Genomic DNA, 23,999 nt, shown 5'->3' with positions numbered 1-23,999 from the left:
TAGAAAGAGATAGAACCACCTCAAACTTGACATTAAATGCAAGAATGGCAATACATAAGGCGGCCAAATCAGTAGATTTCATATGCTGAAACTTATGACCGTAAAGTTTCAAAATTTATGATTATAGAAAGGTTACTGTTAACTTATTATTCGGTTACGAGATTGTTAAGTAATTGAATTTCAGAAATGTATTTATTAACTATTTCTTTACTAGTCTAACTTTTACAGATTTGCTTATTGGTGTTTTGCTTTTATCGGCAAAATGATTGTAGGGTACTAAAACATTGGTCTCCGGAAAATAAGAAGCCAGATTTCCAGATGGAATATTATATGGAACGATCTTAAAATTATGGGCTGTTCTTACAATACCGTCATAAGTACTGGTAATATCAACAATGTCCAGTTTGTTTACACCAATGGCCTTCATATCGTCTATATTCATAAAAACCACTCTTCTTGCATTGTAAACACCTCTGTAACGGTCATTTAATCCGTAAATAGTGGTGTTGAACTGATCGTGAGAACGTATAGTCATCAACATGTATTCATCCTTTGCCAAGGTGTGTTCAGGAAGTTTGTTAATGGTAAATTGTGCTTTACCGTTGGGCAACATGCTAAAATCCAATTCACGTACATTATTTGGTAAGTAATAGCCTGCGCCTTTTGAACGTTCTTCGGTATCATTGAACCCCTTTGCAACTTGGTCAATTCGCTTTCTGATCAATTCATAATCTTCACCTAATGATTTCCAGTTCATAGGGTGTTCTTGGCCGAACAAGGTATGCCCTAAATTGGCAATAATCTCTGGTTCGCTCATGATGGTCTCCGAGGCAGGTTTTAATATTCCCTTGGATCTTTTTACCCTGCCCATACTATTTTCAACCGTAAAATGACGGGGCTTGCCATTTTTCAAATCTTTTTCAGATCTTCCAATAGTCGGTAAGATCAAGGCGGTTTTACCGGTGATTAAATGTGTACGGTTTAATTTGGTACTGATCTGTACCGTTAAATCGCAATTTTGAATTCCCTTTGCGGTATATTCTGTATCAGATGCCGCCATTAAAAAATTTCCGCCCAAGCACATGAATACTTTGGCATTACCTTCATACATCGCTTTTAAGGAGCCTACAACATCTACACCTTCATGCTCAGGTGGGGTAAACCCTAAATGTTCTTTAATACGTTCGTTCATGGCACTATCTACAAAATGCTGAATACCAACGCTGCGATCACCTTGAACATTACTGTGACCACGAACCGGACATGTACCTGCATTTGGTTTTCCAATAGCTCCTTTCAACAATAGAAGATTTATGAACTCTCTAATATTTTCTACGCCATTCTTATGTTGAGTAAGACCCATGGCCCAGCACACTATAATTTTAGATTTATTCGCCAATAGTGCAACCGTGTCGTTTATTTTTTCCTCGGATACGCCAGTTTGCGCCAATAGGTCTTTTGCATTGTAGTTTCTTAAATCAGAGATCAAAGACTCATAACCATCTGTATATTTTTCAATGAATGCGTGGTCAAAAACTGTATTTCCTTTTTCTTCTAATGCAACTATTTTCTTTAAAATTAATTTTACCAGGGGTATATCTTGGTTAATGTTGACCGCCAAATGAATATCTGCCATGTCCTCACCACCGCCGATCCATCCGCCTAGATGTTGCGGATTTTTAAAATTCACTAATCCTGATTCTTCTAACGGATTTATACTAATGACCTTACCACCGTTCTGCTTGCATTTTTCTAATGCGGATAACATTCTAGGGTGATTGGTACCTGGGTTCTGCCCGGCTATCAATACGACCTCTGCTTCGTATAAATCCTCTAAAGTGGTCGAACCCTTGCCTATGCCCAAGGTTTCTCCCAAGGCAACACCGCTGCTCTCATGGCACATGTTAGAACAATCCGGAAGGTTGTTGGTGCCTAATGCACGCGCAAACATACCGTATAAAAAGGCAGCTTCATTACTTGATCTACCAGAAGTGTAAAAGATAGCCTCGTCCGGATTGTCCAACTTTTTTAATTCAGCTGCTATCAGATCAAATGCGACCTGCCAAGAAATTGGTTCGTAATGAACGCTGCCGGGTCTTAATACCATAGGTTCAATTAAGCGACCAAACTTGTTGAGTTCGTAATCAGTAAGTTGAGAAAGTTCTTCTACCGAATTATTTTTGAAATAATCTGCACCAATATGTTGGGTAGTAGCTTCATCACCTAAGGCCTTGGCTCCATTTTCGCAGTACTCAGCTACTGGTGATGGGTGTTCGGGATCGGGCCAAGCACAACTTGGGCAATCAAAACCGTCTTTTTGGTTCATGCTCAGCAAGGTGCGCATTGATCGTAATACGCCCATTTCTTTGAATGTATGCTTTAGGGCTTCACGTACGCCTAAATAACCTGCAGCATGTGTTATAGGTTCTTTTACTTCAATATCCAGAAATTCTTCAGACCCTCTAAAAGAGACGTTGCGTTCGTTTTTTGCATTCATGCAATAAACTTAAGAAATGTAATAGTAACGTTTATAATCATTTCTATTAAAACTGTAACCCAAATGATTAAAATGGGATATTTTAACTCAACTTAGGATTGGGGTAATTGTCAGATTGGTCTTCTATAGTATTGTCCAAACAGGTGAAATCTTTTTCCAATAGCAAGTACAGGTTGTTGCCAGCGGTTGTTTTCAAGGTATGGTCAAAAGTTATGATATCATTGGAAAACCAAGATCTGCCATTAGCCTCTGGCATAGAAAGGATAATACTACTGTTTTCAAAATTGATATGTAATTGCTCAATATCGCTCTTTAATACTACACCATAGTTAAATTTTGTAGTTCCAAAATTTGTACTGTCGTAAATTTCTCCACTTTCCGATAATGTTTTCACTTCAGATTGGGTTAATCTAAACCGTACAGAATCGCCTTTTATTCTAATTTTCATAGCTATAGATTCAGTTCACAACAAAAATAGCCCATCTGACAACAAAATATAGGGGGTTGACATCAATTTGTTTCTAATAATTAACCTTACCTATATATTTACAATGTAATTAAAAACGAATAAAATTTTTTCATTTTCATATAGTGTTCTCGTAAAAGAGTCCGGTCTGATAAGATCGGACTCTTTTTAGTTAAAGTCGGTTTTAAACATAAAAAAACCCATTAAATTAAAATCTAATGGGTTCTGGTATATGTTGAAAAGGGTTATTTCCAAATAGGCGCAGGGTACTTTCCTGAATCGGATTTTTCCTTTAAACTGTTCATTGCTTTTTCCTTGTCACTGGCATATGTTACACCAAACCAATCTCCACCAGAAGGTATACATTTAACCTCAATTTCGTTGGCCTGTAACATTTCTTGTATCATTAAAGGAATGTATAGTTCGCTGTTAGCGATACGGTCATCATCTTTTAAGAAAATTCTAAATTCAGATTCTATTTTATCAAAGATAGATGGTCTACAAACCCAAAAGTTCATACTGGCCTGTTCATCACCTGTAAATTCTAAATTGGTATCCTCATCAATAATCTTATCTCCCTGTTGTACCAGTTTTAATCGCTCTTGTACAGATACAAGGTTATCGCCATTTACTTCGCAAACACCTCTAGATACAGAACCATGCTCAGATAAAGTGTTTTTAAGGGTATAACCTAAAAGTGCATAGGCACTATCATCCGATTTCATGAAATCCGCAGCTTTTTTATAGGCAGACTGACCATAAAAATCATCTGCATTAATCACTACAAACGGTCCGTTGATCACATTTCTTGCCGTCCAAACTGCATGAGCGGTACCCCAAGGTTTTTTACGTTCACCTGTAAAAGTAACTCCGTCAGGTAAATCTGTAAGTTCTTGAGCAAGAACGTTCAATTGAATATTGCTAGGAATTCTTTTTGAAAGATGTTCCTCCAAAAAAGAAACATTTTCTTTTTTGGTAATAACTACTATTTGTTCAAAGTTATTCTGAATAGCATCATATATAGCAAACTCCATTAAGAATTCACCATTAGGACCTAAATCATCAAATTGTTTTAGTTTTCCATATCTACTACCACTACCGGCAGCCATTAAAAGTAATGTCATGATTTTTGTGTTTAAATGCCAAAAATATGAAATGCTAATAGAAATTGTGGCTAATTTTAGATGTATCCCTTTTAAAATTGATGATTAATTAATATGAGTCAGTTTCTTTTTTTAAATTCAGTGTTCTTAATTACCACCAACAATGACAACGAGAAGAAAATTTATTAGAAACACATCAATAGCAAGTATGGGTATTGTTACAGTACCTGGTTTTGCACATAAAAAATTTAGTGTAACGGATAAACTAAATGTAGGTTTAATAGGTGTAGGTTTAAGGGGAACTAATCATTTACAGAACTTATTACTTAGAAAAGACGTTAACGTTACCGCAATTTGTGATATAGACGAAAATAGGATAGCAATTGCCAAAAAGCATATTGCAGGTGCAAATGGTAAGAGTCCTAAAGTATTTGGGGCTAATGAGCATGATTATAAAAACCTTTTAGCTCTGCAAGAGGTTGATGCCGTAATTATAGCTACGCCTTGGTTATGGCATACCCGAATGACGGTAGATGCCATGGAAGCGGGTAAGTATGCAGGTGTTGAAGTTTCTGCGTCTAATACCTTAGAAGAATGTTGGGATCTTGTGAATACGCATGAGCGTACCGGTACCCATATGATGATCCTTGAGAACGTAAATTATAGGCGAGATGTATTGGCCGTTCTGAATATGGTAAAGCAAAATGTATTTGGTGAAATGGTTCATTATAGATGCGGATATCAGCATGATTTACGTCATGTAAAGTTCAATGATGGCAAAACGGCTTATGGCAAAGGTGTTGAATTTGGTGAAAAGGGTATTTCTGAATCTAAATGGCGTACGGAACATTCTGTAAAGAGAAATGCCGATGTATACCCAACACATGGTTTAGGGCCGGTTGCTATAATGGCAGATGTCAATAGGGGCAATAGATTTGTATCTATGACTTCACATGCAACAAAAGGTATTGGCTTGCACAATTATGTTGTTGGCCAGGGGGGGACAGAACACCCAAATGCAAAAATTAAATTTAAGCAGGGTGATGTCATTACCTCAACCATTAATACCGCAAATGGCGAAACAATAATCATTACACACGACTGTAATTTGCCTAGGCCTTATTCATTAGGTTTTCGCGTGCAAGGTGCAAACGGACTCTGGGAGGTTGACGGAAGTCGTATTTATGTGGAAGGAAAGTCTGAACCACATCAATGGGATGATGCAAAACCTTGGTTAGAACAATATGATCATCCACTTTGGAAAAAGTATGGAGCGTATGCCTTAAATGCTGGTCATGGCGGTATGGATTTCTTTGTACTTAACTCATTTGTTGAATCTGCAAAACAAAACATAGCGCCACCTTTAGACGCTTACGATGCAGCTGCTTGGAGTGCTGTTACACCATTATCAGAGGCTTCTATTGCCAATAATGGCGAACCCCAGGATTTTCCTGATTTTACTAGGGGACTTTGGATCAAAAGAAAGCCTTATGAATGGATGAAAGAAACATACTAAAGTTTAGCTGGCCTTAGCTTCATTCATTGTTTTCTCGGTCTTATGTTTAAAATCGTTTTTTGCGATGGTAAGCTTAGATTTTGGTTTAACTGATTTTGGCATTTTCTTACGCTCTCTGTCGAGCATAAAACTGGTGGATTTAAAAATATCGGGGGCAAATGTGATCCCTAAAATTATTGCGCCTAGACCAAGAAGTGTAAGCGGGTTGATGAAGTATTCGCTAAATGAGAATATGCCAATTATTAATAGTGTTGAAAAGGGTAGGGAACAAGCCAAAATGTTCAACCCAAAATTGACATCGAATGTAGGTTTTGGCTGTTCGTCTTTTTCTTCCATAGATTGTATGGCACTCATGTGGGCAAAAGGCCAAAAGCTACAGGCACTTTGCGGAAAGACTACTAAAAGTAGAATCATAGCAGGCGTTAATGCAGGTATTGTATAGGCAAAAACACCGCTTATTAAAAATGCCAGGCCCATTCTGCGTAACAGCATAGCAAGTATCAATTTAAACTCGCCTTTATTAATTCTTACCGCCATACCTATGAACAAGAGCACTAACGGAGTCATTAAATCTTTAATGCTCAATGCGGTATTTTGAAAAAAGGTTGGTAGTGATGAAAGATCAAGTCCTAAACCTAGCATGATCAATCCTATGACGATAACCAAGTTAATAGGTTCATTGATCAATGAAATAAATAGTCCTTTAAGCTTACTTTTAGAAGATTCCTGTTTCTTGATTACGGAGTTCTTACGATACCAGTGCATGGCTAGCATGTATAGTAAGATAAGTACAAATATCTTGTTTCCAATATCTGCAAGTGCAGCTAAGGCTAAGGTGTCGTCACCTAAGTAAGCTACAATAAATGGAAAGCATGATAGCCCAGGTGCTGTTGAGGGTAACAACATCATCAATGTTCGCTTTTTGCTCTGTTCTTCTTTGTGTAATGATGCAGCTAAGAAGTATTTTGTTGCTGCCAACATTATAAGATTAAAAATTAATGCAACTAGGGGAAACACCAATAAGGTTCCCTTAAGTTCTATTTTTAATAGTGCAACAAAAATAGTTGCAGGTAGTGCAACGCTTAAAATCAGAACTTTTATCCCTTTTAAATCTTGCTTTGCCACCTTCTTTTGAAGTAGTAGTCCAAGTCCTATAATCAGTATTAATTCTAGGGTTTTTTGTAGTGCAAAATTCATGCTGTTGAAAATTTCATTGGGATTTGATGTTGTAAAGTAAATTAGAAATAGCCCAAAGGAGTTGAACTTTGGCTTTGTGTCAAGGCAATGCTTTATATGCCCAACTCCCGGACTAATTCAAACTTAAACGAGCACTTTTTCAAGTGCAGTTGTAAACAACTTCATTTCATCCATAGTGCCCATGCTCACGCGGCACCAATTTTTACCATAGATTTCAAAAGCTCTTACACCAACACCTTCGGCGGTCATCTTCTCTAAGAAGGGTTTACCGTCCATTTGTATGGGGAAAATAATAAAGCTGGTAGAAGAAGGCACATATTCAAACCCCAATCTGTCAAGATTTTCATATACATAGTCTCTACATTCTTTATTTAGTTTTCTGGATTTATCTTTAAAGGCAACATCATCCATACTTGCCATAGCAGCGTAAACAGATGGTAAGGAGATTCCCATGCCGCCACGTGTAATTTTTTGAATAATTCCTAGAGTTTCTGGTTGTGCTACAATATAGCCAACACGCAAACCTGCCATACCTTGTATTTTTGAAAATGTACGGGCTATGATTACGTCTTTACCTTCATTGATCAGTGATACCATACTTTTTTTGGTGGCGTCATCCAAGAATCCTAAATAGGCTTCATCAACAAAAATGGGGGTCTTTTCAGAAACACGAGAGCAAAAATCAATAAGTTCATCATGGTCTGTCATACTACCTGTTGGGTTATTAGGATTACATATATATACCAACTTGGTGTCATCATCTACAGCTGCTTCCATTGCAGCCAAATCATGTGACCAATCTTTTTTAAGTGGAACTGGTTTCCAAGTGGCACCCGTTGCTTCTGCAACTTTAATAAGTGACATATACGCCGGGTCCGCAGAAACGATATTTCCTCCATTTTGAAAGAATACCATGGCGGTTTTTTCCAAAAGATCAGATGAGCCAGGCCCCATCATTATATTCTCTTGCTTAACACCTTCTTCAATTGCAATCTTATCCATTAACTGATATAGTTCTTTCCATGCATAACGATTTCCTTTTGGTGCGTACTCCTGCATGGCAGAAACAGCCATTGGTGATGGTCCATAAGGGTTTTCATTTGCATTTAGCTTAGCCGCCAAGGCTAAAGGTTGCATTGGTGCTTGTGGTAAATACTCCTTAAAAAAAGGAGTGTAGGGAATATTACCGTTGGCATCTAACGAAATAGGTTGTGACGGAAAAGCCCCGTAAGTCAAATAAGGTGCTGCCATAACTCCTGCAGCTGAAAGAACTCCTTTTTTAAGCCAATCTCTTCTGTTTACTGTTGTTTTCATCTTTGTTCAAGTTTGAAATGTTGGTAATGGGTTGTTTGTTCCTTATAAATAAAGTAACCAAACATCAATTTTATTTATCGATATAAACATGTTAGCTACTATGGTAAATGTTCATGTTTAGTGCTAAACAATATTATTGAATGTTCAAGGATTATGGAAATAGCCTATGCTTACAACGGCTTGTAAATACAGGGTGTGTAGCTTGTTTTATTGAATAATAGTTAGATTTTGTTTGAAATTATACCGATAATTTAAGAAGTGATTTGTTCACTGTTGAAAATGTGCGGATACGGCATAATTATTCTAAAACCCTCTTTTTATGTATTTGTCAATTTGATTAGAGAATTATAAACAAAACCTCATTTTTAAGCCTTTTTATTGTCATATAATTACTAAAATTTAACTAATTATAAATTAAATTTGTTAAAATGGATTAAAACCTTGTAATAATTCAATGAATATTTCAAATGATTATGAAAAATGAGGAATAAACTTGATCACGTAGATTTCAGTATTTTAAATATTTTGGCAGAAAATGCCCAGACCCCGTATACAGATGTTGCTAAAAAATTAATTGTTTCTCCAGGTACGGTGCACATGCGAATGCGTAAAATGAGAGAAATGGGTCTTATTACCGGGGCAACCTTAAGTCTTGATTATGCAAAAATGGGGTGGAAGATGACCATATTTTTGGGAATCTTCTTAAGCGAGATCAGTTTATTTAAAAAGGTAATGGAAAGATTGAACGAAATTGAAGAGGTGGTCAAAATACACCACGTAACCGGAAAGTATGACGTCTTCATAAAAATGCATGCAAGGGATAGCTTTCATTATAAGCAGGTATATCAAGACGAAATTCTGAGTATTTCTGGAATACGTGGTATAGAATCTTTTATTTCAATTGAAGAAAACTTGGAACGCCATATCCAATTTGTTGAAACAGAAGAAAATTAACTAGATCAATTTCATTTTAGTAGGATCCCAATTTACCGGTTGTTTTCTAGTATAACTTTCATTTGCCAACAAAGCTGCTCCTGATGCCCTAAGTCCAAATTTTGGGTCTTGTATTACTTTTCCATTTTCTCTTATGCTGGTAAAAAAATTATAAAAATGGTCATAATGCGCTCCTTTATAATCACGTGGTGCTTGCCAAGTTGTTGATCCCGTAGACAATTTACTTGCTCTAGTATTTAATTTTTTAGCGGCATATTCCTTTCTTATTTCCGCTTGCATGCCTTCAGTAAATGAAATCATTGAATAACCACTGGGTTCTAAGCCTAGGTTAGAACGGTTAACGGTTACCGAATTTTGACCAATTTCCATTTCTCCTTCAGTGCCAATTAATTTAAAACCGCCACCGCCTCCACTGCCCGCAATAAAGTTGATGCGAAATGCCGCATTAAAAGGCGAATGTGTTTCGGTTTTAGGGTAGTCATATAATGTAATGGAAACATCTGGAACATCCCTGCCGTCTTTCCAATAGCGTAGCCCGCCTGTAGCCATGGCTCTGTTGGGACCATCTGAGCTAATTACAAAATTTAAGGTAGAGAAGGCATGAACAAATAAATCACCGGCTACTCCGGTCCCATAATCTTGATAATTTCTCCATCTAAAAAAGCGGTTATTGTCAAAAGGTACCTTTGGTGCGTTTCCTAAAAAAGTGTCAAAATCTACGGTATTGTTATTGGCATCCGTTGGTATGGGATATTGCCAAGCACCTTCGGCTGAATATCTATCATTGTACATATCTAGCATTACAATATCACCAATGGCACCATCTTCATATAGTTCTTTTGCCTTTTCATTACCAAGGGAAGCCATGCCTTGGCTACCTATTTGACAGATTTTGCCTGAATCTTTTTGCGCCTGTATAATTTCTTGGCCCTGGTTAAAATTTTGAACCATTGGTTTTTCACAATACACATGTTTTCCAGCTTTCAATGCTGCTACTGTAATGGTTTGGTGCCAATGGTCTGTTGTAGCAATCAACACGGCATCAATATCTTTTCTACTTAATATTTCTCGATAATCTCTTGTTACAAAAATATCATTGCCCCATAATTCTTTGGCGCGATCAAGTCTACCCGTATATAGGTCACAAGCAGCTACAATTTTTACACCATCTACCATTAAGGCGGCTTGTGTATCATATATACCTTGAATTCCTGAACCAATTAGTGCAATATTTATATGGTCGTTACTACCATACTGATCTAACGAATATTCTCTATGTAGTAGTTGTACTTTATTTGTTGATGCCGATAATAAATAGGGGGCTGTACCAAGTGCAGCAGTGGTTAAAGATGCTTGTCTTAAAAATGATCTTCTGGAATTCTTTTGATCCATGTTGTTTGTGTTGATATTAGTTGTTGTTAGCTATTAAAAATACCAAATAAATGATGTTGCTAGGTTATCATGATTGGATAATTTGAGATTACATGATTTTAAGCGCTAACAATTTTTCAACTTAAGTAGTTTATCTATATAAATTGGTAATTGACAACATTTATGATATAAATGGCAAACAATTTTTCAAGAACAACGTAATTTTGCATTCGCTTAAAAAGAACGTTTTGTTGAAAGATATACTTATAGCAGCACTTTGGAGTATCTCCCCTTTAGGAGAGGCTAAAGTTGGTATACCCTATGGTTTATTTCATGGAGTAAATATTTACGTGGTATTGGCAGTTTGTTTTTTAGCGAATGTTCTGGTATTTCCTATTATGATGTTTTTTTTAAATACCGTTAATAGATATTTATTAAGATGGCATTTCTATAAAAAGAATGCGTTGTTTGTGGCAAGACGGGCAAAAACGGGATCTGGTGATAAAATTAAAAAGTATGGGTTTTACGGACTTATATTCTTTGTAATGCTACCAGTGCCGGGTACAGGTGTCTATGCAGGTAGCATTGCTAGTTACTTATTTAAAATAGAAAGAAAGAAAGCTTTTTTAGCGAATACCATAGGCATCTTTTTATCTTCGGTTATCGTTTGGGCAACTACCTTGTTGACCATGAAGGGTATGGCGTAACATTTACTTGGTTATGTTTTTTATTCATTTATTTTGTGGATAACTATACCTAATATTAATTTCATTAACAGACATAGCCTTTTAAATTTGTAGCTTTTTTAAGCTATGGATACCCTTAAAATTGGAGATAAATTATATAATGTTGAGCAGAATGGTTTCAACGATTTTGCCAGATATTCTTTTTCTGAAGTTGTACGATTAACAGAAACACTAGCCGTTCTAAAAAACGGAGTCCGATTAATAAATAGACCTAAACAATCTTATATTATGGAAGATGTTGGGTATTCCGTTTCTCGTAACAAGGGTACTCATTGGCACATTGTGTCTTTAAAAGCCATTAGAAATGCCCAGATAGAAAATGAAAAGATCAAGGTGCATGACTGGTTTGAGAACAAACAATTTACCTTGAAAGAGAAGCAATATATTTATAAGCTTTTTAAGGGTGATGAAGATCAACAATAGGTTTATAGATCTTAGTTTTTACAAGAATTGTACAGACCGTTATTTTTATTTAAAAAGCTTTATTACCTTTACGGCGTTGTGTTGTGTCTCAAAGAATATTTGAGGCAATTGTGTTTATCGGATTCAACCGATAGAACCCAATGAAAGGCTTTCCATTAAGGGAGGCTTTTTTTGTTTTTACCCTAAATTTTATGAATAACATAGTGTACTAAAGACGCAGCAAGTTTTGCAGTTTGGTCGTCTATATCGTAATTGGGGTTTAGCTCTACAACATCCAATCCCAATAGTTTGCCAGATTCAATAATCAACTTTAAGCCTTCTAGCACAATGTCTGGAGAAAAGCCCATAGGTGATGCCGCGCTTACACCTGGTGCATAGGCAGAAGAGAATCCATCAAGATCAATGGTAGTATAGATATAATCTACATCCTCCATGAACTGAATAAGCCTTAGTTGAACATGTTCTAAATAATTAATGTTAAAATGCTCTTGAAGTAGATAGTTGACATTGCGCGATTCTGCAAAATCAAAAAGGACTCTGGTATTTGCATCTTTTCGAATACCTAAGGCCATATATTTTATAGATTCGTTCTTAGCTTCCTGTTCTATCGCAATTTGATAGAATGGAGTGCCAGAATTGTTACCCTCAGTGTTGGCTCTCAAATCAAAATGTGCATCAAAATTGATTATACCTAATTTTTTATCTGGCTTTAGATATTTTTTTAGTCCGTTGTAATGACCATAGGCAAGATCATGGCTGCCACCAAGTACTATTGGTTTAGCACCTTTATCAAGTAAAGAGGTGATCGTATTGGATAAATCTTCTTGTAAAGCCTCAAGGTCATCTTCTTCACATTCTAAATTTCCAAAATCAAATAATTGTGAGTTTTCTTTTAAATGATTGGTCATTTTACCCAACTGTTTCCGAATAGCGTTAGGTCCAAATGCAGCACCAATTCTTCCTAAATTACGTTTAACACCTTCATCACTACTATAGCCTAGTATGGCAATGGTTGTGTGCTCTGATATATTGATAGGATCTTTTATACTTGAGAATCTAATTTTCTCATGTAAATAGAGTTCTTCACCAGATACTCGACCAAACCAATTTTCTTTATTTGCTTTAGTATAATGTGACATATATTGTTAGAATAATTTATCAATAAGTTGGTCTTCTACTAAGGTAGGGAATGTTACTTTAAATAATTTCGTTCTTTCCATTTCTCGTTGTAATGCAAACATTGCTTCTTTGTTTCTTGCCCAGCTTCGTCTTGCAATACCATTGTTGACATCATAAAACAACATGTTTTTCAATTTGCGCTCTGCATCTGTAGAGCCATCTAGTACCATACCGAATCCGCCGTTGGTGACTTCGCCCCAGCCTACGCCACCACCGTTGTGTATAGATACCCAGGTTGCACCTCTAAAGCTATCGCCAATGACATTGTGTATGGCCATATCTGCTGTGAATTTACTGCCGTCGTAAATATTACTAGTTTCTCGGTATGGAGAATCGGTGCCGCTTACATCATGGTGGTCGCGTCCTAAAATTACCGGAGCACTTAATTCTCCATTTTCAATTGCTTCGTTAAAAGCCAATGCAATTTTTGCCCTTCCTTCTGCATCTGCATATAATATTCTAGCTTTAGAGCCCACTACCAATTTGTTTTGTTCTGCTTCAGAAATCCATTTAATATTATCTTCTAATTGTTGTTGTATTTCTAATGGAGCGTCTTTTTTAATCTCTTTTAGAACTTGTAAGGCAATGGCATCTGTTTTTCTTAAGTCTTCCAATGTACCAGAGGAACAAACCCATCTGAACGGTCCAAAACCATAATCAAAACACATGGGTCCTAATATATCCTGTACGTATGACGGATATTTGAAATCTATATTGTTCTCTGCCATTACTTCTGCACCTGCTCTTGAGGCTTCGAGTAGAAAGGCATTTCCATAATCAAAAAAGTAGGTGCCTTTTTTGGTGTGTAAGTTTATAGCGTTGGCATGTCTACGTAGCGAATCTTGCACTTTCGTTTTAAATACCTCAGGTTGCTTATTCATCATTTCGTTAGACGCCTCAAAAGTTAACCCAACTGGGTAGTACCCTCCTGCCCATGGGTTATGTAAAGAGGTTTGGTCAGATCCTAGGTGAATGAATAATTCTTCTGCAAAAAAACGTTCCCATACGTCTACAACATTGCCAATAAAAGCCAATGATACTATTTCTTGTTTGTTTTGGGCTTCTTTGGTTCTTTCTACTAAATCATCAAGGTTGTCTATTAATTCGTCTACCCAGCCTTGTTCGTGTCTTTTCTTTGCGGCAAGTGCATTCACTTCTGCACAAATGGTGATGCATCCGGCAATGTTACCGGCTTTTGGTTGTGCGCCGCTCATTCCGCCTAAACCTGCAGTTAAGAATATTTTTCCGTTGGCATTTTCATCCGCCTTCAGTACTTTTCTAAATGCATTCATTACGGTAATTGCGGTGCCGTGCACTATGCCTTGCGGACCAATGTACATATATGAACCCGCGGTCATTTGACCATATTGGGTTACACCAAGCGCATTGTATTTTTCCCAATCGTCTTGTTTAGAGTAATTGGGAATCATCATTCCGTTGGTAACGACAACTCTTGGGGCATCTGCTGATGAAGGAAACAAACCCATAGGATGGCCAGAATAGATATGCAAGGTTTGCTCATTGGTCATTTCAGATAAGTACTGCATGGTCAAAAGGTATTGTGCCCAATTCTGAAAAACGGCACCATTGCCACCGTAGGTAATGAGTTCTTGTGGATGCTGGGCTACCGCTGGATCTAAATTATTCTGGATCATTAACATGATCGCTGCAGCATGACTGGTCCGTGCCGGATATGCTGATATAGCTCTCGCATGCATATCATAATCTGGCTGAAAACGATACATGTATATTCTACCATGTTTTTGCAATTCCTTTGCAAATTCAGGTGCGAGAACGGCATGCCAGTCTGCCGGAAAATAGCGTAGCGCATTTCTGATCGCCAATTTTTTCTCTTCTTTTGAGAGTATTTGCTTTCGGTTAGGTGCATGGCTTACCGTAGAAGAACGCTCCTTTCTTGGAGGTAATTCAGTAGGTATTCCCATCTGTATCTGTGCTTTAAAATCCATCTTTAATATTTTAAATTTCGAAAAGTCTAAATTGGTTTAGAACCTTTAAATTTATTTTCCAACAACCAACAACCAACAACCAACAACCAACAACCAACAACTACTTATGCCTATCAAAAACCAAGACCCCATTTTTCCATATCATACAGGGCTTTAAATTTCCTTGGTTATAAAGAATATCTTGATAATTATCCGAATGAAAAACGGCAAGGTCAGCTAAATGTCCCACTTCCAATTTACCGCGGTCTTCTAATTTTAAAGCGGCTGCGGCTCTAAAAGTGATTCCTGCCAATACTTCGGCATTGGTCAATTTTTCAAAAGTTCCCAATATACTGGCCTGGGTCAATAAATCGCCCATTGGAGCGGAACCTGGGTTGTGGTCACTGGCTATGGCAAGTGCTGCACCGGCATCTAATAATTTTCTTGCGGGCGTAAAATTGCACCCAAGTCCTATTGAAGCACCTGGTAAGGCTACGGCTATGGTATCACTGTTTGCTAAAAGTTCAATTTCTATGTCCGTACTAGCTTCAAGATGATCCGCGCTAATGGCATTGTAATCCACCGCAACCTTGCTTCCACTTGTTGAAAACTGGTCTGCATGTACGGTGATGTCAAAATTCAGGTCGTTCGCTTTCAAGAAATATGCTTTTATATCTTCCGAAGAAAAAGCGCTCTGTTCTATAAAAGCGTCAATTCTATTTGTTAGATTTTCTTCTTTGAGAACTGGGAATAACTCTTCGCTGATCATTTTTAAGTACGCTGTTTCGGTTCCCTTAAAATCCTTGGGTAACATATGTGCGGCAAGACATGTAGTTATTAATTCAGGCAATGCCACTTTATCGGCTTCTTTAATAGCGCGGAGTATTTTCAATTCTTCATCTACTGTTAATCCGTATCCACTTTTAACTTCTAGCGTTGTGGTACCGTTTTTTAAATGACGATTGGCTATTTTTATGGTGTTTTTGGTCAATTCTTCTATACTTGCTTTTCTGGTTTGGGTAACGGTATCCCAAATACCACCACCTGCATGAGCAATTTCTAGGTATGATTTTCCGGCATTTCGCATGGCATAATCTTTAGCGCGTGATCCGCCAAAGCAGATGTGGGTATGAGCATCTATAAAACCGGGTAAGCAAACATGATTTCCTTTTAGTTGATGAATAGCTATTTCTGGGAATTTCAATTTTAAATCTTCAAAATTGCCTATTGCCAAAATCTGTTCATTTTCTAATACCATACCGCCATCATCAATGACGTTTAGTTCATTGTCTAAAATGGCGCCTTTTAGTTTTAGCCCCGTCATGGGAATAATCTGTTTAAACGGACCTATGAGTGTTCTCTGTGTCATGCAACTAGTAATTTTCGAACTCTTCTGAGTGTTTTGTTTTTAAAGATATGTTATGTTCTGCTTGTACGCGGTCTATAACGTTTAGTATTGTCCGATCCTTGATCATTGCAATACCCTTTTCAATATCATCTGCAAATACACGGTCTTTACTGGCAAAGGCAACACGCTCACGAACGGCATTATGAATCTCTTCTAAATAAATGCCAGATTTCAATGGTTTTCTAAATTCAAAAGCTTGGGCGGCTGTCAATAACTCAATAGCCAATATTTTTTCAACATTGCCAATTACCTGCAATGCTTTTCTACCGCCAATGGAGCCCATACTAACATGGTCTTCTTGACCAAGTGAAGTAGGAATACTATCCGCGCTCGACGGAAAACATAGTCCTTTGTTTTCACTTGCCAAAGCCGCAGTGGTGTATTGTAAGATCATATATCCGGAATTGATACCTGTATCGTTCATGAGCAATTTGGGTACACCGGGACTATTTCCTTCCAGTGCAAGATAAATTCGACGGTCTGAAATATTACCGATTTCCGATGCGGCCAAACATGCATAATCCAATGCCATTGCTAGAGGCTGACCATGAAAATTACCACCGCTTATGGTTAATTCTTCATTGATGATAACAGGGTTGTCCGTAACCGAATTTAATTCTACTTCCAATAATTCTTTAAGATGTAACCATGCTGTTCTTGAGGCACCGTGAACTTGTGGTATACAGCGAATGGAGTAGGGGTCTTGTACTTTTTCGCAATCTACATGGGCTTCCATAATTTCTGAACCCTTCAGTAATTTTTTAACCCTTTTTGCAACATGAACATTTCCTTTAAATGGGCGTAGCGCATGTAGTTCATTGTAAAATGGTTTTACTGACCCTTGTAGACCTTCTATCATCATAGCGCCAATAACATCTGCCTGAGCTAAAATAGCATGTAATTGTACAACCACTTTTACGGCATGTGCCGCTATGAATTGAGTACCGTTTATAAGTGCCAACCCTTCTTTTGGTCCTAAGGCAATAGGTGCTAACCCTGTTTTTTTGAAAAGTGATGCTGTTGAAATTATTTCACCTTGGTATTGCACTTTACCTAAACCAATTAATGGTAAAAATAAATGGGATAACGGAGCTAGATCCCCAGAAGCACCAACAGATCCTTGGGAGGGGACCACAGGTGTGGCATTGTTTTCAATGTGCCAGATTATACGGTTTAAGGTTTCAATGGCTATTCCCGAATATCCCTTGGCCAGTGACTGGGCTTTAAGGATCAGCATTAGTTTAGCGATGTCATTGTCTACGGGTTCACCAACACCAACGCTATGACTTTGAAGTATGTTGGTCTGTAGAATATTGGTTTCGGACTTTGATATTTTGGTCGTACAGAGCGGGCCAAAGCCAGTATTTATGCCGTAAACTGGGTGACCTTTATCTACAATGTTTTGAACTATTTTCCAGCTATCGGCTATTTTTTGTTCTGTAGTTCTGGAAAGTGTTACCGCATATTCATTGTTTACGATCTGCATGGCTTTGCCCGCCGTAAGCCAATCTTCTCCTATTTTAAAGGTCTGTTTCCCCATAGCTTTTGCTTTTCAAGAATTTTATTAAAATTAATATCTATTTTTAATACTTGGTAATATTAATTTTATCATCAATTCATAACTATGAGTAATCAAATAGAATTGCGGCACCTTACGTATTTCTTAGCGGTAGCCCAAGAATTACACTTTAGAAAGGCCGCGGAAAAATTATTTATTTCCCAACCCGGTCTCAGCAGGCAAATAAAGCAAATGGAAGAAATTCTTGAAACCCAATTGTTTGAAAGAAACAAGAAAAAGGTGGGTTTAACACCTGCGGGGCACTATTTAAAAAAAGAGGTTGAATACATATTCAGCCACATGGAAAAAGTAGAGCGTCAGTTGAAATTGGTAGGAGATGGTGATAGTGGCGAGTTACGCATAGGTTTTTTGGGATCTGCTATGCAACAGGTAATTCCAAAAATGCTTTTACGGATAAAAGATAATTATCCTAAAGTAAAAACATCTTTAGAAGAGCTTTCTAATTTTGCCCAGGTAGATGCGGTTTTAAAGGATAAGTTAGATATGGGTTTTGTCCGTGTAAGTAAGGTGCCTAGTACATTGGAAATGAAAACGGTATTTACCGATACTTTTTCTCTGGTATTGCCAGAAAGATATCCTATGTTGACAAGGGAGTTTGATGGAATGAATCGATTTGCGAATGAAGATTTTATATTATTTAGTCAGGCTTATAGTCCGCTGTATTATGATACTATTATCAGTATATGTAAAGATGCGGGATTTGCTCCAAAAATTTCTCATAAATCGGTTCACGCGCATACCATATTTAAATTAGTAGAGAATCATATGGGCATAGCTATTGTGCCCACATCTTTACAAAATGGCTTTCAAATGCGGGTAAAGTTTATTGAGTTGAAGGATATACCCCAAAGAGCTAATTTGTCCGTCATTTGGAAAAAGGAACATACCAATCCTGTTCTTAAGAATTGTATGGAGTTGCTATTGGAAGGATAAGTTTTAATACTAATCTAACATAGAATGAGGTTTTCAAATCTTAATTTTACTTTGAGTATAACGGAGAGAATAGAAAATAGAATAGAGAAAATAGAGCGTGATGCGCTTAACGTATAGCGTGCAGCGAACAAACGAACAACGATAATTATGATATTAGATATAATAAAGAAGAGACGATCGGTATTTCCGGTACAATATAATGGTACGCCCATTGAGAGAGCAGATATAGAGAAGGTGTTAGAAGCGGCGAACTGGGCACCAAACCATAAGTGTACAGAGCCGTGGCGATTTAAGGTAATTCAAGGTGATGCTAAGGGCAGACTTGGTGCGTTTTTGGCAAAAAAGTATAAGGAGTTAGACCCAAAGCCAAAGACATCCAAGATTAAAAAATTACGGGAGAACCCGAAAAAGGCAGCTGCTATTATTACTATTTGCATGCAAAGAGATCCTAAAGAATCATTACCTGAATGGGAAGAGATTGCAGCAGTGGCTATGGCCGTACAAAATATGTGGTTGCAATGCACGGAAATGGGCATTGGGTCCTATTGGTCATCACCAGGGCTGATAAAACACATGGGCGAGTTTTTAAACCTGGCCAATGGTGAAAAATGCTTAGGTTTCTTCTACATGGGCAATTTTGATGGAGAATTAAATAAGGGTAAACGCGGGTCTATTAAAGCAAAAACCGAATGGATTACCGAGTAATTCCTTTCTTCAACTGAAGAAAGGAAACAACGCATTACTATGCTCCCATGCTTTTGAAATGAAGAGTCCCAAATAAACTATGGCGACCATGAATTTCAAAAATGTCCCCGTTAAAAAACCTAGAAAAGAACCAAAAGCCGCTTTCGTAGCGGTTTTTTTATCCGCCTTATTTAATAACTCTCCTACCAAGGCACCTACAAAGGGCCAGATAATTATTCCAAAAGGTCCTAGAACTGGGAAAAATAAGGCAACCAATAAACCTATGGTAGTACCAATAACTCCGGCTTTTGTGCCACCAAATTTTTTGGTGCCCATGGCTGGTATTACATAATCTAACCCAAAAACAATCAATGCAATCGCCAAGGTAATGCCCAAGAAGGTCCAGTTCATGGCTATAGCGCTAGTAGAGTAGAGTAAAAGTAGACCTACCCAGCTAATTGGTGGTCCAGGTAGTACAGGTAAAAAACTGCCCAGAATGCCTACGAGCATTAAAACAAACCCAAGAACTAATAAAAAAATATCCATTGTAAATAATTAGTGTTGCCTATAAGACTAATATAGGGTGCATTTGTTACATGAACGGTAATCAAAATAAAATTTTTCAACTATAAAATTAGTTTAAACTAAATATTTAGTTATATTTGATTATAGAACTAAAAGATTAGTTGAATGAAACAATTGACGAAAGCAGAGGAGGAAGTAATGATCGTATTGTGGGAATTGCAGAAATGTAACGTAGCATCGATCATTGAAAAATTACCGGAACCAAAACCCGCTTACAATACCGTTTCTACCATTGTAAGAATACTGGAGAGCAAGGGTTTTGTTGATCATGAACAACTGGGCAAAGGCTATTTGTATTTTCCTTTGGTTAAGAAATCTGACTATAGCAATCAGTCCATCAACAAATTGGTAGACGGCTATTTTCAAGGTTCCTTTAAAAGTATGGTGTCATTTTTTATGAAGAAGAATGATATGAGCCTGTCAGAATTAGAATCGGTACTAAATGAAATTAAAAAGGAAAAACCATGATACAATACATTTTAGAGAGCATTGCCTTTCAGCTTCTTTTCTTGGTTGTTTATGATTTTTACTTGAAAAAGGAAACCTTTTTTCAATGGAACAGATTATATCTGTTAGGAACGTTTGTATTGTCTTTGGTTCTGCCTTGGGTAAAAATAGAAGCTTTTAAGCAACATGTGCCACAAACCTTTGCTCCATATCCTGAGTATTTATGGAAATTGCAAAATGAAGCTGTTGTAGCGCAGGTTCAAGAATCATCGGGCTGGAATATTACTTGGCAAGAAGGTATTCTTTATGGCGGAATGTTAGTGGCATTGTTGTTATTCGGATTGAAGATTAGACAATTATACCTTTTAAGAAGGAGCGGAGAGAAGGTTACTTATCCATCATTTACTCAAATTATTATAACAAATAGCAACATAGCTTTTTCATTCTTTACATCGATTTTTATTGGAGACAAGGTGTTGAAAATGAAACACGATACCATAATTGCCCATGAATTGGTACACATAAAACAAGGACATACATATGATTTATTGTTCTTTGAGTTTATGAGAGTGGTAGGCTGGTTTAATCCGCTAGTGTACGTGTATCAAAATCGTATTTCAGAATTACATGAATTTATTGCCGATGCTCAAGTATCAAAAGAGCACCAATCAGAACATTATGAGCAGTTATTGGCTCAGGTTTTTCAAACCGAACATATATCATTCATCAATCAATTTTTTACTAAATCATTAATCAAAAAACGAATCGTCATGTTACAAAAATCAAAATCAAAGAAAGTATGGCAGTTGAAGTATTTGCTGCTAGTACCAATGGTGTTAGGAATGCTTCTATATACTAGTTGTAAAATGAATAAGTCCACAACGGATAATCAAGTAATCAATGAAAATGATGAGCTTTTAATTTCAGAAATAAAGGATGAAATTAAAGTGAATAAATTGGATATGAATTACTTATATACTTCTGGATTAGCTGAAAAATATGAGGATATTGACCAAGAAATTACCAAACATGAATTTTTTCTATATAAAGTCTTACAAAATGAAGTAATGGAGAAGGTTTTTAAAGGTTATATTAAAGAAAACCCGGGTGAAAACATTAAGTTAGCAACGTTACAGCCACCTTCTACTGATGGATATAATAGTTTTGTAGGTCAAAGAAAAGCTTATAAATTAATAGATAATGACCTAAAATCATCGGTTAAAGCATTCGGAAAGGATATTACTTTTTACGATAATGGTTTAGGAGCTTATCCATCAGATTTTCTAGAGTTTAAAGTAAGAAATACATCGAAGCTTAGTTCAAATGAATTGCAAAAATTCATTGAATTGTTGGTTAGTTTAGAAAATGAACCTGATTATTTAACGAATATCATTCTTTCTGATGATTCAAATGTTTTTTTAATAAAGACCGATATTAAAGATTTAAGGGGTAGCATTGAATCTCGAAGTGTTGAGATTGTAAGCGAAGAAGAATTTGAAGATATGGATAATGTCAGTGTTGCTTTTGCAATAGTAGAAGAAGTTCCAATTTTTCCCGGTTGTGAAAATGCAGATGATAAACGCGCTTGCTTTAACGAAAAAATGCAGCGGCATATTGGTAAGCATTTCAATTATCCACAAGCTGCCCAAGATGCTAATATAGAAGGGCGAGTAAGTACATTGTTCACCATTTCTTCAGAAGGAACTATAGAGAACATAAAAATGCGAGGTCCAGATAAGCTATTGGAAGATGAGGTGGAACGCATAATAAAAAGGCTGCCGAAAATGACTCCTGGCAGGCAATCTGGTAAAGCCGTTAATGTTCCTTTTTCTATTCCAGTACAATTTAAGTTAAAGGATAGTGATGATTCTGAAGAGGAAGTTAAAAAAAACATCTATGATAATGATGTACCTTTTTCTGTTGTAGATGAGGTTCCAATTTTTCCTGGTTGTGAAAATGCTACTGATAAACGAGGTTGCTTTAATGAGAAAATGCAGCTGCATATTAGTAAACATTTTAATTACCCAAAAGAAGCACAGGAAAAAGGTATTCAAGGTAGGGTTAGTGCAATGTTCGTAATTACAAAAGAAGGTACTATAGGCCATATATCTACTCGTAGTCCCGATAAACTATTGGATGAGGAAGTAGAGCGAATTATTAAGAGATTACCAGAAATGACACCTGGAAAGCATAAAGGTAAAGCTGTAAATGTTCCTTTTTCCATTCCTGTACAGTTTAAATTACAGGATGATAGTACATTAAATACAGCAAACATGGTTTCTGAAATTTCGAAAGAAAATGAGGTTGAGCCTTTGTACTATGTTAATGATAAAAAAATAACTAAACTAGAAATGGAAGCTATTGATCCAAATACTATAGAAAGTATTTTTATTCTTAAAGATAAAAAGGCTATAGAAAAGTATGGAAAAGAGGGTGAAAACGGTGTTGTCGAGATTAAAATTAAAAAAGAATAATTGAAACTATTTTTTATTTTAATACTGCTATTAATACAAATTAAAGCCGAGGCGCAAACCTCGGCTTCCGTTGTTGCCGACAGTTTATATTCAATAGGTAATTATTCTAAGGCAATTAACGAGTATTCTAAAGTTGGCGGACTTTCTGCTGCGCTACAGATAGCAAGAAGTTATAACGCTACTGGCAATTATGAGAAAGCTATCACACAGTATAAATATGTTGTTGGGGAAGATGTCAAAAATCAACTCGCACAATTTGAACTTGGGAAATTATTGCTGAAAGTAAATAGGTTTGAAGAGGCAAAATCAGTGTTTACAAATTTGTCTAATCTCAATACAACTAATCCGGAATTTCTATTTTATTTGGGGGAAGTCAATCGTCATTTAAATGCTACAGACGCAAGTTTAAAACAATACAAAAAAGCATTTAAATTAGATAGTACACATCTTAGAAGTCTGTTTCAGCTTGCAAAGCATTACACTATTAAACAAGAGCGCGACAATGCATTAACGTATATTTTAAAAGGATTGCGTTATTATGAGAATGATGTCTCGCTCATTAATTTACATGCGTTGGTTCTCTTTAACGATTATCAATATGAAAAGGCTATTCCATGGTTTGAAAAGGTTTTAGAATTAGGGGAGGACAAAGATTATGTGTACGAGAAATTAGCTTTTTCGTATAACAGAAATTGGGAATTTAGTAAAGCAAAAAAAGCTTATCATATTTTGATAAAAAGAGACGATACCAATTCACAGACGTATTTTGACCTTGCGAGTGTTTATCAGAAAGAAAGCAAATTAGACAGCGCTAAAATTTATATTAACAAAGCAATGGAAGTTCAAAAACCGATTTTTGCTAATGGTTACAATCGATTGGCAGAAATAGCACGCGAGCAAAAAGATATTAAATCTGCTTTTGAACTTTATGAAAAGGCTCACCAAGAAGATAGAGCAAACGTTCGAATTTACTACAATTTAGTCACTACCTACGATCAATTTGGTGCCGACTTGCAAAAGAAACTAGCCTATTATCAAATTTTCTTAAAGCGATATCCAAACGAACATCCATATTACTATGAAATGGTCAGAAAGCGTATTTCTGAATTAAAGTCAGAAATCCATTTTACGAAAGATTAAACTCCTCAAAAAAATCGTAATTTCACCCGTAGAACAG

Annotated in this window: 20 protein-coding genes; 9 read left to right on the top strand and 11 right to left on the bottom strand. The window is 36.6% G+C overall.

Going from position 1 to position 23,999, the window contains the following annotated elements:
• Window positions 1–199: 199 nt before the first annotated feature.
• From VBZ51_RS03705 to VBZ51_RS03695, 3 genes are all read right to left on the bottom strand, one after another.
• Window positions 200–2,497, bottom strand: coding sequence for an FdhF/YdeP family oxidoreductase (locus VBZ51_RS03705; protein WP_416576095.1), 2,298 nt, complete (start codon window positions 2,495–2,497; stop codon window positions 200–202).
• A gap of 82 nt (window positions 2,498–2,579) precedes the next feature.
• Window positions 2,580–2,945, bottom strand: a complete 366-nt coding sequence (locus VBZ51_RS03700; RefSeq protein WP_074671776.1) for a DUF7009 family protein — start codon at window positions 2,943–2,945, stop codon at window positions 2,580–2,582.
• A 263-nt stretch (window positions 2,946–3,208) separates the two neighbouring features.
• Window positions 3,209–4,087: a nucleotidyltransferase family protein gene (locus VBZ51_RS03695; RefSeq protein ID WP_416576094.1), complete on the bottom strand. Its 879-nt coding sequence runs from the start codon at window positions 4,085–4,087 to the stop codon at window positions 3,209–3,211.
• 142 nt (window positions 4,088–4,229) lie between these two features.
• On the opposite strand from VBZ51_RS03695, the gene VBZ51_RS03690 reads away from it, so the two are divergent.
• A complete protein-coding gene (locus VBZ51_RS03690; RefSeq protein WP_416576093.1) occupies window positions 4,230–5,582 on the top strand; it encodes a Gfo/Idh/MocA family protein in 1,353 nt (450 codons plus the stop codon).
• Window positions 5,583–5,585: 3 nt separating this feature from the next.
• On the opposite strand, the gene VBZ51_RS03685 is transcribed toward VBZ51_RS03690, so the two are convergent.
• Together VBZ51_RS03685 and VBZ51_RS03680 are read right to left on the bottom strand one after the other, a co-directional pair.
• A complete protein-coding gene (locus VBZ51_RS03685; RefSeq protein WP_416576092.1) occupies window positions 5,586–6,779 on the bottom strand; it encodes an AEC family transporter in 1,194 nt (397 codons plus the stop codon).
• Window positions 6,780–6,902: 123 nt separating this feature from the next.
• The gene (locus VBZ51_RS03680; RefSeq protein WP_091607154.1) at window positions 6,903–8,093 is read right to left on the bottom strand and encodes a pyridoxal phosphate-dependent aminotransferase; all 1,191 of its coding nucleotides are present in this window, start codon (window positions 8,091–8,093) and stop codon (window positions 6,903–6,905) included.
• Window positions 8,094–8,573: 480 nt separating this feature from the next.
• Between VBZ51_RS03680 and VBZ51_RS03675 the strand changes: the two genes are divergently transcribed.
• On the top strand, window positions 8,574–9,047 hold the full coding sequence (locus tag VBZ51_RS03675) for an Lrp/AsnC family transcriptional regulator (RefSeq protein ID WP_058104038.1): 474 nt from the start codon (window positions 8,574–8,576) through the stop codon (window positions 9,045–9,047).
• On the opposite strand, the gene VBZ51_RS03670 is transcribed toward VBZ51_RS03675, so the two are convergent.
• On the bottom strand, window positions 9,048–10,439 hold the full coding sequence (locus tag VBZ51_RS03670; RefSeq protein ID WP_416576091.1) for a Gfo/Idh/MocA family protein: 1,392 nt from the start codon (window positions 10,437–10,439) through the stop codon (window positions 9,048–9,050).
• A 227-nt stretch (window positions 10,440–10,666) separates the two neighbouring features.
• Between VBZ51_RS03670 and VBZ51_RS03665 the strand changes: the two genes are divergently transcribed.
• Both VBZ51_RS03665 and VBZ51_RS03660 read left to right on the top strand, forming a co-directional pair.
• The gene (locus VBZ51_RS03665) at window positions 10,667–11,125 is read left to right on the top strand and encodes a COG2426 family protein (RefSeq protein ID WP_416576090.1); all 459 of its coding nucleotides are present in this window, start codon (window positions 10,667–10,669) and stop codon (window positions 11,123–11,125) included.
• Window positions 11,126–11,230: 105 nt separating this feature from the next.
• A complete protein-coding gene (locus VBZ51_RS03660; RefSeq protein WP_071341190.1) occupies window positions 11,231–11,587 on the top strand; it encodes a pyruvate kinase in 357 nt (118 codons plus the stop codon).
• Window positions 11,588–11,769: 182 nt separating this feature from the next.
• Here VBZ51_RS03660 and hutG read toward each other — a convergent pair whose 3' ends face one another.
• The 4 genes from hutG to hutH form a co-directional block, all read right to left on the bottom strand.
• Window positions 11,770–12,726, bottom strand: coding sequence for a formimidoylglutamase (hutG, locus tag VBZ51_RS03655; RefSeq protein ID WP_416576089.1), 957 nt, complete (start codon window positions 12,724–12,726; stop codon window positions 11,770–11,772).
• Window positions 12,727–12,732: 6 nt separating this feature from the next.
• Window positions 12,733–14,733, bottom strand: coding sequence for a urocanate hydratase (locus VBZ51_RS03650; protein ID WP_416576088.1), 2,001 nt, complete (start codon window positions 14,731–14,733; stop codon window positions 12,733–12,735).
• A gap of 100 nt (window positions 14,734–14,833) precedes the next feature.
• A complete protein-coding gene (gene hutI / locus VBZ51_RS03645) occupies window positions 14,834–16,081 on the bottom strand; it encodes an imidazolonepropionase (protein WP_416576087.1) in 1,248 nt (415 codons plus the stop codon).
• Between the two features lie 4 nt (window positions 16,082–16,085).
• Complete coding sequence (gene hutH, locus VBZ51_RS03640; RefSeq protein ID WP_416576086.1) at window positions 16,086–17,660, bottom strand: histidine ammonia-lyase; 1,575 nt, start codon at window positions 17,658–17,660, stop codon at window positions 16,086–16,088.
• A gap of 84 nt (window positions 17,661–17,744) precedes the next feature.
• Here hutH and VBZ51_RS03635 point away from each other — a divergent pair, with 84 nt between their 5' ends.
• Both VBZ51_RS03635 and VBZ51_RS03630 read left to right on the top strand, forming a co-directional pair.
• A complete protein-coding gene (locus tag VBZ51_RS03635) occupies window positions 17,745–18,632 on the top strand; it encodes a LysR family transcriptional regulator (RefSeq protein ID WP_416576085.1) in 888 nt (295 codons plus the stop codon).
• Window positions 18,633–18,779: 147 nt separating this feature from the next.
• The gene (locus VBZ51_RS03630; RefSeq protein WP_416576084.1) at window positions 18,780–19,337 is read left to right on the top strand and encodes a nitroreductase; all 558 of its coding nucleotides are present in this window, start codon (window positions 18,780–18,782) and stop codon (window positions 19,335–19,337) included.
• Between the two features lie 9 nt (window positions 19,338–19,346).
• Here the strand turns inward: VBZ51_RS03630 and VBZ51_RS03625 are convergent, their stop codons facing one another.
• Entirely contained in the window at window positions 19,347–19,862 is a 516-nt protein-coding gene (locus VBZ51_RS03625; RefSeq protein WP_416576083.1) for a DUF456 domain-containing protein, read from the bottom strand.
• 144 nt (window positions 19,863–20,006) lie between these two features.
• Between VBZ51_RS03625 and VBZ51_RS03620 the strand changes: the two genes are divergently transcribed.
• From VBZ51_RS03620 to VBZ51_RS03610, 3 genes are read left to right on the top strand one after another with little or no spacing between them, the layout of a single operon-like run.
• Window positions 20,007–20,369, top strand: a complete 363-nt coding sequence (locus tag VBZ51_RS03620; RefSeq protein ID WP_071341198.1) for a BlaI/MecI/CopY family transcriptional regulator — start codon at window positions 20,007–20,009, stop codon at window positions 20,367–20,369.
• The gene (locus VBZ51_RS03615) at window positions 20,366–22,822 is read left to right on the top strand and encodes a TonB family protein (protein ID WP_416576082.1); all 2,457 of its coding nucleotides are present in this window, start codon (window positions 20,366–20,368) and stop codon (window positions 22,820–22,822) included. The genes VBZ51_RS03620 and VBZ51_RS03615 overlap by 4 nt, the downstream gene beginning before the upstream one ends.
• Complete coding sequence (locus VBZ51_RS03610; protein ID WP_416576081.1) at window positions 22,823–23,962, top strand: tetratricopeptide repeat protein; 1,140 nt, start codon at window positions 22,823–22,825, stop codon at window positions 23,960–23,962.
• The last annotated feature ends 37 nt before the right edge of the window (window positions 23,963–23,999 follow it).

It is taken from the genome of Maribacter sp. HS, assembly GCF_048059195.1.
Lineage (GTDB): Bacteria > Bacteroidota > Bacteroidia > Flavobacteriales > Flavobacteriaceae > Maribacter > Maribacter dokdonensis.
Note: the sequence above shows the minus strand (reverse complement) of the source record. Positions and strands in the feature narration are given on the sequence as shown.